We start from the raw sequence: 13,114 nt of genomic DNA, 5'->3' as shown, positions 1-13,114 counted from the left end.
GGCCACCGGCCGGAGCCGCTCAAAAAAGCCGGTTGAGGCCGTCGTAAGCCGCTACCCGATAGGCTTCGGCCATGGTCGGGTAGTTGAAGGTGGTGTTGACGAAGTACTTCAGGGTATTGCGCTCACCCGGCTGGTCCATGATCGCCTGACCAATGTGAACGATCTCCGAGGCCTGGTAGCCGAAGCAGTGCACGCCGAGGATTTCCAGGGTTTCGCGGTGGAACAGGATCTTCAGCATGCCTTGTGGCTCACCGGCAATCTGCGCCCGGGCCATGCTCTTGAAGAAGGCCTTGCCGACTTCGTAAGGCACCTTGGCCTGGGTCAGCTCCTGCTCGTTCTTGCCGATCGAGCTGATCTCCGGAATGGTGTAGATGCCGGTCGGCACATCGTTGACGAAGCGCCAGCTGCCATTGTCGACGATGCTGCCAGCAGCCGAGCGGCCCTGGTCGTGGGCGGCACTGGCCAGGCTCGGCCAGCCGATCACGTCACCGGCACCGTAAATGTTCGCCACGTGGGTGCGGTAGTTTTCGTCGACTTCGATCTGGCCACGGCTATTGACCTTGATGCCGATGTTTTCCAGGCCCAGCTTGTCGGTGTTGCCGGTACGGCCGTTGCACCAGAGCAAGGCATCGGCCTTGATCTTCTTGCCGGATTTCAGGTGCAGGATCACCCCGTTGTCCAGGCCTTCGACACGCTCGTACTCTTCGTTGTGGCGCACGGTGATGTTGTTGTTGCTGAAGTGGTAGCTCAACGCCTGGGAGATTTCCGAGTCGAGGAAGCTCAGCAACTGGCCGCGGTTGTCTACCAGCTCTACCAGCACACCCAGGCCGCTGAAGATCGAGGCGTACTCGCAGCCGATCACGCCGGCGCCGTAGACGATCAGTTTGCGCGGGGTGTGGCCGAGGCTGAGGATGGTGTCGCTATCGTAGATTCGCGGGTGGTGGAAATCGATATCGGCCGGGCGATACGGGCGCGAACCGGTGGCGATGATGATGTGCTTGGCCACCAGCTTCTCGACCACGCCGTTGGCGCAGACCACTTCGATGGTCTGCTCGTCGGCGAAGCTGCCGGTGCCGAAGAACACGTCGACGCGGTTGCGGGCGTAGTAGCCGGTGCGCGAGGCCACCTGCTTGGAGATCACCTTCTCGGCGCTTTTCAGCACGTCGGGGAACGAGAACCAGCGCGGCTCACCAATGGCCCGGAACATCGGGTTGGTGTTGAACTGCATGATCTGGCGCACCGAGTGACGCAGGGCCTTGGACGGAATGGTACCCAGGTGGGTGCAGTTGCCGCCGACCTGGCGACGGCTATCGACCATCGCCACCTTGCGTCCTGCTTTGGCAGCATTCATTGCCGCCCCTTCTCCTGCGGGGCCGGAACCCAGCACCACTACGTCGTAGTTGTAGACAGCCATGCGTACTCCTTCAGAACAGGCCCACGCGCCACATCGGCGGGCGGGGCTACCTCATGCCGCCAGCGGCGCCATGCAAAAATTCGGGTGCAGTCTAATCAAGCTTGAACGCCGCGCACATTAACCCTTGGTCGCGTCGTAGGCTATTTTTCTCTGCACTACATGTATTCATTGTCAGTTCACCAGCACCTGGGCAAACGCCGGCGTACTGCGGGAGACGAAACCATCGGCAACCCGGGTCACGAACACTGCGCCAATCCCGTGTCGAAGGGCAAACTCCCAGCCGCGCTCAGGCCCGAGAATCAGCAGCAAGGTCGAATAACCATCAGCCATCAGCGTCGAGCGGTCAAACACCGTCACCGAGGCCAGCTCGTGTTTCACGGGTTTTCCCTGGCGCGCATCGAAGGTGTGTGAATAGCGCTGGCCATTCTCCTCGAAATAATTGCGATAGTCACCGGAGGTCGATACACCAAACCCGTCCACGTCCAGCACTTGCTGGGCTATCTGGCGGTCAGCGCGGGGCAGTTCCAGCGCCACTTTCCACGGGCTGCCGTCGGCCTTGCGCCCGATCGCCTTGAGTTCACCTGTCGCCTCGACCAGCAAATTCGCGACCCCCAGGGCTTTTAGCCGCTCCACCAGCAGGTCTACGGCATGCCCGGCGGCGATGCTGTTGAAGTCCACTTCCACCGGCGCATCCTTGCACAGCTGCTCGCCAACTATGCGCAAATGCCCATGCCCGACCCGCTGGCGAGTGGCAGCCAGGGCCTGGGCATCCGGTACTTTTTCCATCCGCGACTGCGGGCCAAAGCCCCACAGGTCGAGTAAGGGCTCCACGGTCAGGTCAAAAGCGCCGTCACTTTGCTGCGCCAGTTGCTCGCCGACCCGCACCAGTTGCAGTACATCGGCCGGCATCGACTGACAGCTATTGGCCGGCAGCCTGTTGAAAGCTTCGGTCAAAGAATCACTACGGTAGGTGGAAAAACGCCTGTCGACACCCTCGAGAATCCGCTCGACCTCGCGCTTGACCAGCTCCGGTGCCGGCCCCTGGGGCGTACGCACATACTGCACGGTGTAGCTGCTGCCCATGGTCGGGCCACTGATGCGCTCCAGGGTGTTGCCCTGCCCGCACCCGGCCAGGCCCAGCATCGCACCGATCAACACTGCCTTGCGCATCCAGCCTCCAGGGAAAATTCAGGCAAAAAAAACGGGAACCCTGAGGTTCCCGTCTTTCACGATCAAGCCAAGCTTAGCGTGGGAACGCAGGCGGATTGACGCCAGCCATGTCTTCCATCACGCGCACTACCTGGCAGCTGTAACCGAATTCGTTGTCGTACCAGACGTACAGGACAACACGGTTATCGTTGCAGATGGTGGCTTCGGCATCGACCACACCGGCGTGGCGCGAACCGACGAAGTCGGTGGAGACCACTTCCTGGGAGCTCACGTAGTCGATCTGCTTGTGCAGGTCCGAGTGCATGGCCATCTGGCGCAGGTACTCGTTGATCTCTTCGCGATTGGTGGCTTTTTCCAGGTTCAGGTTGAGGATGGCCATCGACACGTTCGGCGTTGGTACGCGGATCGCATTGCCGGTCAGCTTGCCCTTGAGCACTGGCAGTGCCTTGGCGGCTGCAGTGGCGGCACCGGTCTCGGTGATAACCATGTTCAGCGGCGCGGCGCGGCCACGACGGCTGCCCTTGTGGAAGTTGTCGATCAGGTTCTGGTCGTTGGTGAACGAGTGAACGGTTTCAACGTGGCCGTTGACGATACCGAACTTGTCGTTGACCGCTTTGAGCACAGGAACGATGGCGTTGGTGGTGCAGGAAGCCGCGGAGATGATCTTGTCATCAGCGCTGATTTCGCCATGGTTGATGCCGTGCACGATGTTCTTCAGCGCGCCCTTGCCAGGTGCGGTGAGGATCACGCGGGCCGCGCCCGGGCAGGCCAGGTGCTGGCCCAGGCCGTCGGCGTCGCGCCATACACCGGTGTTGTCGACGATCAGGGCATTCTCGATGCCGTACTGGGTGTAGTCGACTTCACTCGGGTTCTTGGCGTAGATAACCTGGATCAGGTTGCCGTTGGCGGTGATGGTGTTGTTGGCTTCGTCGATGGTGATGGTGCCATCGAACGGGCCGTGCACCGAGTCACGACGCAGCAGGCTGGCACGCTTGACCAGATCGTTCTCGGCGCCTTTGCGCACGACGATGGCGCGCAGACGCAGGCCGTCGCCACCACCGGTTTTCTCGATCAGGATGCGCGCCAGCAGGCGGCCGATACGACCGAAGCCGTACAGCACGACGTCGGTGCCTTTGCGTGCCGAAGCGTTTTGCTGGCCAACCACGTCAGCCATTTCTTCACGCACGAACTGCTCGGCAGTACGGCCGTTGCCTTCTTGCTTGAACTTGTTGGCCAGCTTGCCCAGGTCGACCGAGGCGGCGCCCAGTTTCAGCTCGCTCATGGCTTTGAGCAGCGGGAATGTCTCGTGTACAGACAGTTCGGTTTCGTCGGTCTGGCGATGACGGGCAAAGCGGTGTGCTTTGAGGATCGAGATCACCGAGCGGTTGATCAGGCTACGGCCATAGATCGAGCTCACCACATTGTTATTGCGGTAGAGCTGACCGATAAGCGGGATCATCGCTTCTGCAAGCGCTTCACGATCAATCCACTCACCAAGACACTGGTCGGGCTTCTGAGTCACGGGAACCTTCCACATGTAGGGACAGAAAAAAGGGGCTACATTATGACGCCCCGCAGCCCATCGGGCAATGAGCGCCTGTCGCCAGCATCGCACTACATGCTTTTAGCCTGCACAAACCTGACAGCGCGGGCCTGCGCCCGGTACAATTGGCGTCTTTGTCGCAACGCTTGGAGCTCGACCTCCCGTGCCTGTTCTGCGTCTACCGCACCTGCCGGCCACTGCCGGCAAACAAACCTGGGGCAACCTGCCGGGCGCCGCCCTGAGCCTGGCCATTGCCGAAGCGGCCAGCGCCGCCAAACGCTTCACCCTGCTGCTGACCGCCGACAGCCAGAGCGCTGACCGCCTCGAGCAGGAGCTGCGCTTTTTTGCGCCCGAGCTGCCGGTGCTGCCGTTCCCCGACTGGGAAACCCTGCCCTACGACCTGTTCTCGCCGCACCAGGACATCATCTCCCAGCGCATCTCCAGCCTGTACCGGCTGCCGGAGCTCGATCACGGCATTCTCGTGGTGCCGATCACCACCGCCCTGCACCGCCTGGCGCCGACGCGCTTCTTGCTCGGCAGCAGCCTGGTGCTGGACATCGGCCAGAAGCTCGATGTCGAGCAGATGCGCACGCGCCTTGAAGCCAGCGGCTACCGCTGTGTCGACACGGTCTACGAGCACGGCGAATTTGCCGTGCGCGGCGCCTTGATCGACCTGTTCCCGATGGGCAGCAAGCTGCCGTACCGCATCGACCTGTTCGATGACGAAATCGAGACCTTGCGCACCTTCGACCCGGAAACCCAGCGCTCGATCGACAAGGTCGAGTCGGTGCGGCTGCTGCCGGCCCGCGAGTTCCCGCTGCAAAAAGATGCGGTGACGCGTTTCAAGGCGCGCTTTCGCGAGCGCTTCGACGTTGATTTTCGCCGCTGCCCGATCTTCCAGGACCTTTCCAGCGGCATCACTCCGGCCGGCATCGAGTACTACCTGCCGCTGTTCTTCGACGACACCTCGACCCTGTTCGACTACCTGCCCCAGGACACCCAGGTGTTCTCCCTGCCCGGTGTCGAGCAGGCCGCCGAACACTTCTGGAGCGATGTACGCAACCGTTATGAGGAGCGCCGCATCGACCCGGCGCGGCCGCTGCTGCCGCCGGCCGAGCTGTTCATGCCGGTGGAAGACTGCTTCGCCCGGCTCAAAAGCTGGCCGCGGGTGGTGGTCAGCCAGGATGACCTCGACAGCGGGGTCGGCCGCGAACGCTTCCCGGCCCAGGTCCTGCCCAACCTTGCCATCGAAGCCAAGGCCAACCAGCCATTGGCGGCGCTGTCGGGGTTTCTCGAGACGTTCCCTGGCCGCGTGCTGTTCACTGCCGAATCGGCGGGGCGCCGCGAAGTATTGCTGGAACTGCTCGAACGCCTGAAGCTGCGCCCGCAGACCGTCGACAGCTGGAGCGCTTTCGTCGCTGGCAAGGCGCGCCTGGCGATCACCATCGCCCCGCTGGACGAAGGCCTGCTGCTGGACGACCCGGCCATTGCCCTGGTCGCCGAGAGCCCGCTGTTCGGCCAGCGGGTGATGCAGCGCCGGCGCCGCGACAAGCGCAGCGACGCCAACAACGATGCGGTGATCAAAAACCTCACCGAGCTGCGCGAAGGCGCGCCGGTGGTGCATATCGACCATGGCGTGGGCCGCTACCTGGGCCTGGCGACCCTGGAAATCGACAACCAGGCCGCCGAGTTCCTCACCCTCGAATACGCCGAGGGCGCCAAGCTCTATGTGCCGGTAGCCAACCTGCACCTGATCGCCCGCTACACCGGCAGCGACGACGCCCTGGCGCCGCTGCACCGGCTCGGCTCCGAAGCCTGGCAGAAAGCCAAGCGCAAGGCTGCCGAACAGGTGCGCGACGTGGCCGCCGAACTGCTCGACATCTATGCCCGCCGCGCCGCGCGCAAGGGCTATGCCTTCGCCGACCCGTCGGTGGACTACGCCACCTTCAGCGCAGGCTTCCCCTTCGAGGAAACCCCCGACCAGCAGAGCGCTATCGAGGCGGTGCGCGAGGACATGCTCGCGGCCAAGCCGATGGACCGCCTGGTGTGCGGCGACGTCGGCTTCGGCAAGACCGAAGTGGCCATGCGCGCAGCCTTCATTGCCGTGCATGGCGGTCGCCAGGTGGCGATCCTGGTGCCCACCACCCTGCTCGCCCAGCAGCACTACAACAGTTTTCGCGACCGCTTTGCCGACTGGCCGGTAACGGTTGAAGTGATGAGCCGCTTCAAGTCGCCCAAGGAAGTCGCTGCCGCGGTGGCGGACCTGGCCGAAGGCAAGATCGACATCGTCATTGGCACCCACAAGCTGTTGCAGGACGACGTCAAGATCAAAGACCTGGGCCTGGTGATCATCGACGAAGAACACCGCTTCGGTGTGCGCCAGAAAGAACAGCTCAAGGCCCTGCGCAGCGAGGTGGACATCCTCACCCTGACCGCCACGCCAATCCCGCGCACCCTGAACATGGCCGTGGCCGGCATGCGCGACCTGTCGATCATCGCCACGCCGCCGGCACGCCGGCTGTCGGTACGCACCTTCGTCATGGAGCAGAACAAGAGCACGGTCAAAGAGGCGTTGCTGCGTGAACTGCTGCGCGGTGGCCAGGTGTACTACCTGCACAACGATGTGAAGAGCATCGAAAAATGCGCCGCCGACCTCGCCGAACTGGTGCCGGAGGCCCGCATCGGCATCGGCCACGGGCAAATGCGCGAACGCGAACTCGAACAGGTGATGAGCGACTTCTACCACAAGCGCTTCAACGTGCTGATCGCCTCGACCATCATCGAGACCGGCATCGACGTGCCGAGCGCCAACACCATCATCATCGAGCGCGCCGACAAGTTCGGCCTGGCCCAGTTGCACCAGTTGCGCGGCCGGGTCGGGCGCAGCCACCACCAGGCCTACGCCTACCTGCTCACCCCGCCGCGCCAGCAGATCACTCCGGACGCCGAGAAGCGCCTGGAAGCCATCGCCAACACCCAGGACCTGGGCGCAGGTTTCGTCCTGGCTACCAACGACCTGGAAATCCGCGGCGCCGGCGAGCTGCTCGGCGAAGGCCAGAGCGGGCAGATCCAGGCAGTCGGCTTCACCCTGTACATGGAAATGCTCGAGCGCGCGGTCAAGGCCATCCGCAAGGGCGCCCAGCCGAACCTCGACCAGCCGCTGGGCGGCGGCCCGGAAATCAACCTGCGCCTGCCGGCGCTGATTCCCGAGGACTACCTGCCGGATGTCCATGCGCGGCTGATCCTCTACAAGCGCATCGCCTCGGCGGTGGATGAAGACGGCCTCAAGGACCTGCAAGTGGAGATGATCGACCGCTTCGGCCTGCTGCCGGAGCCGACCAAGAACCTGGTGCGCCTGACCCTGCTCAAGCTGCAGGCGGAAAAACTCGGGATCAAGAAAGTCGATGCCGGGCCCAATGGCGGCAAGATCGAGTTCGAATCGGAAACCCCGGTCGATCCGCTGGTGCTGATCAAGCTGATCCAGAGCCAGCCAAAACGCTACAAGTTCGAAGGCGCCACCCAGTTCAAGTTCCTGGTGCCGATGGAGCGTCCGGAAGAACGCTTCAACAACCTTGAGGCGCTGTTCGAGCGCCTGACCCCACAATCTGCGTGAAGGAAGTTCCATGCGTGTAATGCGTAGCCTGACCCTGCTGCTGGCGCTGATCGCCCCGGCAGCCTTTGCCGATGGCACTTTTCAGGTCGAAATGATCCTGGTACGGCAAAACGCCGTGCCGGCGATCACCATCAAGTCGGCTCCGGAAGACTGGCGCAACGGCGCCCAGGCCATCCAGGAAGGTGACCTGCGCCAACCGGCGCTCAATGACGAAGCAGCCAAGCTTGCCGCCGACCCGCAGTACACCGTGCTGCTGCACAAGGCCTGGAAACAGGACGCAGGCACAGTGGCGATCAGCGACGGCGAAGAACACTTCGGCCAGTTCCCCATCGCCGGCAACCTGAGCATCAAGGAAGAGCGCTTCATCGCCGCAGAAGCCAACTTCTGGGTCAACCAGTTCGACGGCAACGGCAGCGTGCTGCAGAGCGAAGCATTCAAGCAGAGCAACAGCAACATGAAAAATGGCGAGTTGACCTTCCTCGATGGCGGACACCTGGCCGTGCTGCTGAAAGTTACTACCCACCGCCCAGTCAGCGCCCCCGCTGCGCCTGCGGAGATGATGGAGCAGTAACCCGATGCCTAACGATGGTCTTGCCCCCACACCTCACCTGATCCTGGGCAGCCACGAGTTCAGCGCCTACGTGCCACAAACCGGCCGGATGCAGCGCCAGCACCAGCACCGGGCGGCGCTGTCGTTCAACTATGACGGCATTCGTGCCAGCGGCAGGCAAGGCAAGGAAGCCGGCCGCCTGGACGTCAGCAGCCAACGCATACAGCGCCACGCCGAAGCCGAAAGTCAGATCCGCCAAACCCTTCAACGCCTGGGCTTCAAGGTGGCCACCCGGCAAAGCAAAGCCTTGCCGGAGAGTGCCGGCGACCTGCTGGAGCTGGCTTCCGAAGCGGCCTGGCTGCGTTTCATGCTCAACGATCTGCCCAGCCTGCGCGAGCAAGGCTGGGAGATCGAGTACACCGAGGACTTCGCCTTCAACCTCGCCGAGGTTGACGACTGGTATGCGCACATCGACGAAGCCAGCGGCCGCGACTGGTTCGACCTGGAGCTGGGTATCGAGGTCAATGGCCAGCGCCTGAGCCTGTTGCCGATTCTGCTCAATGTGCTACGCAGCCACCCGGAGCTGCTTAACCCGGCGCAACTGCACAAGCGTCGCGACGACGAGCAGTTGCTGGTGCAGATCCCCGCCCCCGCCGGTGAAGCACGGCGCAATCTGCAAGTGGCCTTGCCCTACGGCCGCCTCAAGCCGGTGCTGGCCACCCTGGGTGACTTTTACCTGCGCGAACCCGGCGAAACCAGCGTGCGCCTGCCAACCCTGGACGCCACCCGCCTCAACGACCTGGAAGACCTGCCGTTGAGCTGGCAAGGTGGCGAACAGGTGCGCAGCCTGGGCGAACGGCTGCGCGATATTCGCTTACAGCCGGCACAAACCCCGGATGGCCTGAACGCAACCCTGCGCCCCTATCAGCTCGAAGGCCTGAGCTGGATGCAGGCCCTGCGCGAGCTGCAGGTTGGCGGCATCCTCGCCGACGACATGGGCCTGGGCAAAACCCTGCAGACCCTCGCCCACCTGCTCTGCGAAAAGAACGCCGGACGCCTGACCCGCCCGGCGATGGTGGTGATGCCTACCAGCCTGATCCCCAACTGGCAGGACGAAGCTGCGCGCTTCGCCCCTGGCTTGCGCGTACTGGCCCTGCAGGGCATTGGCCGGCGCAAGCATTTCGACAACCTGCAGGACTACGACCTGCTGCTGACCACCTACGCCCTGCTGCCCAAGGACCTGGAGCACTTCAAGGGCCTGATGCTGGATGTGCTGATCCTCGACGAAGCGCAGTACATCAAGAGCCCGAACAGCAAGGCGGCCCAGGCGGCGCGCCAGCTCGACGCACGCCAGCGCCTGTGCCTGAGCGGCACGCCGCTGGAAAACCACCTGGGCGAGCTGTGGTCGCTGTTTCACTTCCTGCTACCTGGCTGGCTGGGCGATGCCAAGGCCTTCAATCGCGACTACCGCGTGCCGATAGAGCGCCAGGGCAACGATGAACGCCTGCAGTACCTGAATGCGCGAATCAAGCCCTTCCTGCTCAGGCGCACCAAGGAGCAGGTGGCCACCGAACTGCCGGCCAAGACCGAAATGATCCACTGGGTCGAGCTAAGCGATGCCCAGCGTGACGTGTACGAAACCATGCGCCTGGCCATGGACCAGAAAGTGCGCGCCGAAATCACCCGCAAGGGCGTGGCGCGCAGCCAGATCATCATTCTCGAAGCACTGCTCAAGTTGCGCCAGGTGTGCTGCGATTTGCGCCTGATCAACAGCGAAGCCTCGACCGCGCGCGGCGCCCACTCCGGCAAACTCACCAGCCTGATGGAAATGCTCGAAGAACTGCTGGCCGAAGGGCGACGCGTCCTGCTGTTCTCGCAGTTCACCAGCATGCTGCGGCTGATCGAGGCCGAACTGCAGCACCGCGGTATCGCCTATGCCCTGCTGACCGGCGAGACCCGCGATCGCCGCTCGCCGGTGCAGGACTTCCAGAGCGGGCAATTGCAGATCTTCCTGATCAGCCTCAAGGCCGGTGGTGTGGGCTTGAACCTGACCGCTGCGGACACCGTGATCCACTACGATCCGTGGTGGAACCCGGCCGCAGAAAACCAGGCCACCGACCGTGCCTATCGCATCGGCCAGGAGAAGCCGGTGTTCGTCTACAAGCTGATTACCCGGGGCACGGTGGAAGAAAAGATCCAGCAGTTGCAACTGGAGAAATCGGCGTTGGCGGCGGGTGTGCTGGATGGGCGTCAGGCGGGGGACTGGCGTTTGGCGGCGGAGGATATCGATGCGTTGTTTGCGCCGTTGCCGGGGAAGCGGCACGGCACAAGATCCGGTTGAATTCATCGCGGGTCAAGCCCGCTCCCACCCTGTGGGAGCGGCGGTACGGCGACCCGACTTGACCCGCGATTGCCATCAATCGACCAGTTGCGCTTCCTTGAGCGCCCCCAGGGCCTCCAGCCAGCGCGGCTGCTGGCGATAGTCGGTACGGGCAAAGCCCTGCCCACGCATCTGCGCAATCCGCGGCGAAGGCTTGACCTTCAGGCGCTGGGCCGCGCTCAGGGCAAGTTCCGCCGCCGCACGGTCATTGCACACCAGGCCCATGTCGCAGCCGGCACTCAGCGCCGCTTCGATGCGGCTGGCCGCATCGCCGACCACGTGGGCGCCAGCCATGGACAGGTCATCACTGAAGATCACCCCGTTGAAACCCAGCTCGCCACGCAGGATGTCCTGCAACCAGCGGCGGGAGAAACCGGCCGGCTGGTTGTCGACCTGCGGGTAGATCACGTGGGCCGGCATTACTGCCGCCATTTGCCCGCTCAAGCGGGTGAACGGCACCAGGTCGGCTGCGCGGATCTGCTCCAGGCTGCGCTCGTCGGTAGGGATCGCCACATGGGAATCGGCCTCGGCCCAGCCATGACCGGGGAAATGCTTGCCGCAAGCGGCCATGCCCGCAGCGTTCATGCCGCGGATAAAAGCACCGGCAAGCAACGTGGCGCGCTGTGGATCGCCTTCAAAGGCACGGCTGCCGACCACCGCGCTGCGCTGGTGATCGAGGTCCAGCACTGGCGCAAAGCTCAGGTCCAGGCCCACCGCCAGCACCTCGGTGGCCATCAGCCAACCGCACTGTTCGGCCAGATAGTCGGCGTTGTCGTTGTCGGCAATCGCGCGCATCGCCGGCAGGCGCACAAAGCCCTGGCGCAGGCGCTGGACCCGACCGCCCTCCTGGTCCACCGCCAGGATCAGTTCCGGGCGAATGGCGCGAATCGAGGCACACAGCTCACGCACCTGGCGCGGGCTTTCAATGTTGCGGGCAAAGATGATCAGGCCGGCCACTTCGGGCTGGCGCAAAAGCTGGCGGTCCTCGGCGGTCAGCCAGGTACCGGCGATGTCGACCATCAGGGAGCCTTGCAGGCTGGCACTCATAATTGATCCTTCAGTTGACGCTGATGTGAGCCCATTGGGGGCACGCGGCTTCGTCGATCTGCACCGGGCAATGCACCGGCACCTGGTCGAACAGGCTCAGCAGGTCGGCGTTGCGCAAGCGCACGCAGCCATGGGACAACGGCACACCCATAGGTTCGCTATCGGGCGTGCCATGCAGGTAGATGTAACGACGAAAGGTGTCGACCGACCCCAGGCGATTGACGCCCGGCTCGCAACCGCTGAGCCAGAGAATGCGCGTAAGGATCCAGTCGCGACCGGGAAATTGTTCATGCAGCTCGGCCGACCAGGTCTCGCCAGTCCAGCGCCGCCCGCGCAGCACCGCGCCTTGCGGCAGGCCGGCGCCGATCTTGGCACGCACCTGGTGGCGCCCTCGCGGCGTGCAACCTGAACCATTGAGCTCGCCCGCGCCATTGCGCGCGGTGGAGATCTCGAGGCGCAGGCGCAACTGCCCCTGGGCGAACCCATAGAGGCATTGATCAGCAAGGGAAATATGCAGGAAATCGAGACTGGCCATGGGGCGCTAGCTTAGCCGATGCGGCCCGCCGCGCCCAGCCGTGGCATCAGACCTTGGCGGCGACCGGAGCGCTGGAGGACTTGCTGCGCGGGCGCAGCTGCGCGGCAGCCATGGCCTCGTCGGTGACGCCGCTGTCGGCGCGCATGCCGGCGGCCAGGAACGGCACCATCAGGCGCATGACCTGCTCGATCGAGGTATTGATGCCGAAATCGGTTTCGGCAATGGCGCGCAGGGCCTTGATCCCGGACATGCTGAACGCCGCAGCGCCGAGCATGAAGTGCACGCGCCAGAACAGCTCGATTGGCGGAATGCGCGGCGCGGCTTCGTTGACCAGCAGCATGTAGCGGCGGAATACCTTGCCGTACATGTCTTCAAGGTAGCGGCGCAGGTGACCCTGGCTCTGGCTGAAGGCCAGGCCCAGCAGGCGCATGAAGATCGACAGGTCGTTGCCACTGCGTGGCTGTACCACCAGGGCCTGTTCGACCAGCATCTCCAGCAGCTCTTCAAGGGTGGGCTTTTGCTCGGGGCGAGCCTGGCGACGCTCCAGCTCGCGCTCAAGGCTTGCGCAGAACGGCCCGAGGAAACGCGAGAAAACCGCCTGGATCAGGGCCTTCTTCGAACCGAAATGGTAGTTCACCGCCGCCAGGTTGACGCCGGCCTTGCTGGTGATCAGCCGTAATGAGGTTTCGGCAAAACCTTTTTCCGCGAACAGCTGCTCGGCAGCATCGAGAATGCGCTCTACGGTTTCCGACTGGGCCATGACTTCTCCGCCTGACAAACACTTGTTTGAAACATACGTTTCAAAGTGGTGATTTGTCAAGTCCGCGCAGCCGTTTTGCGGCCATATGGTCACGTATTAAAC

At 63.5% G+C, this 13,114-nt stretch carries 9 protein-coding genes; 3 read left to right on the top strand and 6 right to left on the bottom strand.

Going from position 1 to position 13,114, the window contains the following annotated elements:
- Positions 1-19: 19 nt before the first annotated feature.
- The 3 genes from sthA to BLR26_RS11935 all read right to left on the bottom strand — a co-directional run bounded on the left by sthA (position 20) and on the right by BLR26_RS11935 (position 4,121).
- On the bottom strand, positions 20-1,414 hold the full coding sequence (gene sthA, locus BLR26_RS11945) for a Si-specific NAD(P)(+) transhydrogenase (protein WP_038994353.1): 1,395 nt from the start codon (positions 1,412-1,414) through the stop codon (positions 20-22).
- Between the two features lie 171 nt (positions 1,415-1,585).
- Entirely contained in the window at positions 1,586-2,584 is a 999-nt protein-coding gene (locus BLR26_RS11940) for an FAD:protein FMN transferase (protein ID WP_045194886.1), read from the bottom strand.
- Between the two features lie 73 nt (positions 2,585-2,657).
- Positions 2,658-4,121, bottom strand: a complete 1,464-nt coding sequence (locus BLR26_RS11935; protein WP_045194887.1) for a glyceraldehyde-3-phosphate dehydrogenase — start codon at positions 4,119-4,121, stop codon at positions 2,658-2,660.
- Between the two features lie 169 nt (positions 4,122-4,290).
- On the opposite strand from BLR26_RS11935, the gene mfd reads away from it, so the two are divergent.
- The 3 genes from mfd to BLR26_RS11920 are packed head-to-tail and all read left to right on the top strand — an operon-like array spanning position 4,291 to position 10,631.
- On the top strand, positions 4,291-7,740 hold the full coding sequence (mfd, locus tag BLR26_RS11930; protein WP_045194889.1) for a transcription-repair coupling factor: 3,450 nt from the start codon (positions 4,291-4,293) through the stop codon (positions 7,738-7,740).
- 10 nt (positions 7,741-7,750) lie between these two features.
- Positions 7,751-8,311: a CsiV family protein gene (locus BLR26_RS11925; RefSeq protein ID WP_045194890.1), complete on the top strand. Its 561-nt coding sequence runs from the start codon at positions 7,751-7,753 to the stop codon at positions 8,309-8,311.
- Between the two features lie 4 nt (positions 8,312-8,315).
- Positions 8,316-10,631: a DEAD/DEAH box helicase gene (locus tag BLR26_RS11920; protein WP_093380774.1), complete on the top strand. Its 2,316-nt coding sequence runs from the start codon at positions 8,316-8,318 to the stop codon at positions 10,629-10,631.
- A gap of 75 nt (positions 10,632-10,706) precedes the next feature.
- Here the strand turns inward: BLR26_RS11920 and nagZ are convergent, their stop codons facing one another.
- From nagZ to BLR26_RS11905, 3 genes are read right to left on the bottom strand one after another with little or no spacing between them, the layout of a single operon-like run.
- Positions 10,707-11,705 (bottom strand): beta-N-acetylhexosaminidase, encoded by a 999-nt coding sequence (nagZ, locus tag BLR26_RS11915; RefSeq protein ID WP_176794328.1) that lies wholly within the window; start codon positions 11,703-11,705, stop codon positions 10,707-10,709.
- Between the two features lie 22 nt (positions 11,706-11,727).
- Positions 11,728-12,252, bottom strand: coding sequence for a L,D-transpeptidase (locus BLR26_RS11910; RefSeq protein ID WP_045194898.1), 525 nt, complete (start codon positions 12,250-12,252; stop codon positions 11,728-11,730).
- A gap of 46 nt (positions 12,253-12,298) precedes the next feature.
- Positions 12,299-13,012, bottom strand: coding sequence for a TetR/AcrR family transcriptional regulator (locus BLR26_RS11905; protein ID WP_093380768.1), 714 nt, complete (start codon positions 13,010-13,012; stop codon positions 12,299-12,301).
- Positions 13,013-13,114: the final 102 nt, after the last annotated feature.

It is taken from the genome of Pseudomonas sp. UC 17F4, from assembly GCF_900101695.1.
Classification (GTDB): domain Bacteria; phylum Pseudomonadota; class Gammaproteobacteria; order Pseudomonadales; family Pseudomonadaceae; genus Aquipseudomonas.
This window is presented reverse-complemented; position numbering and strand designations above follow the sequence as displayed.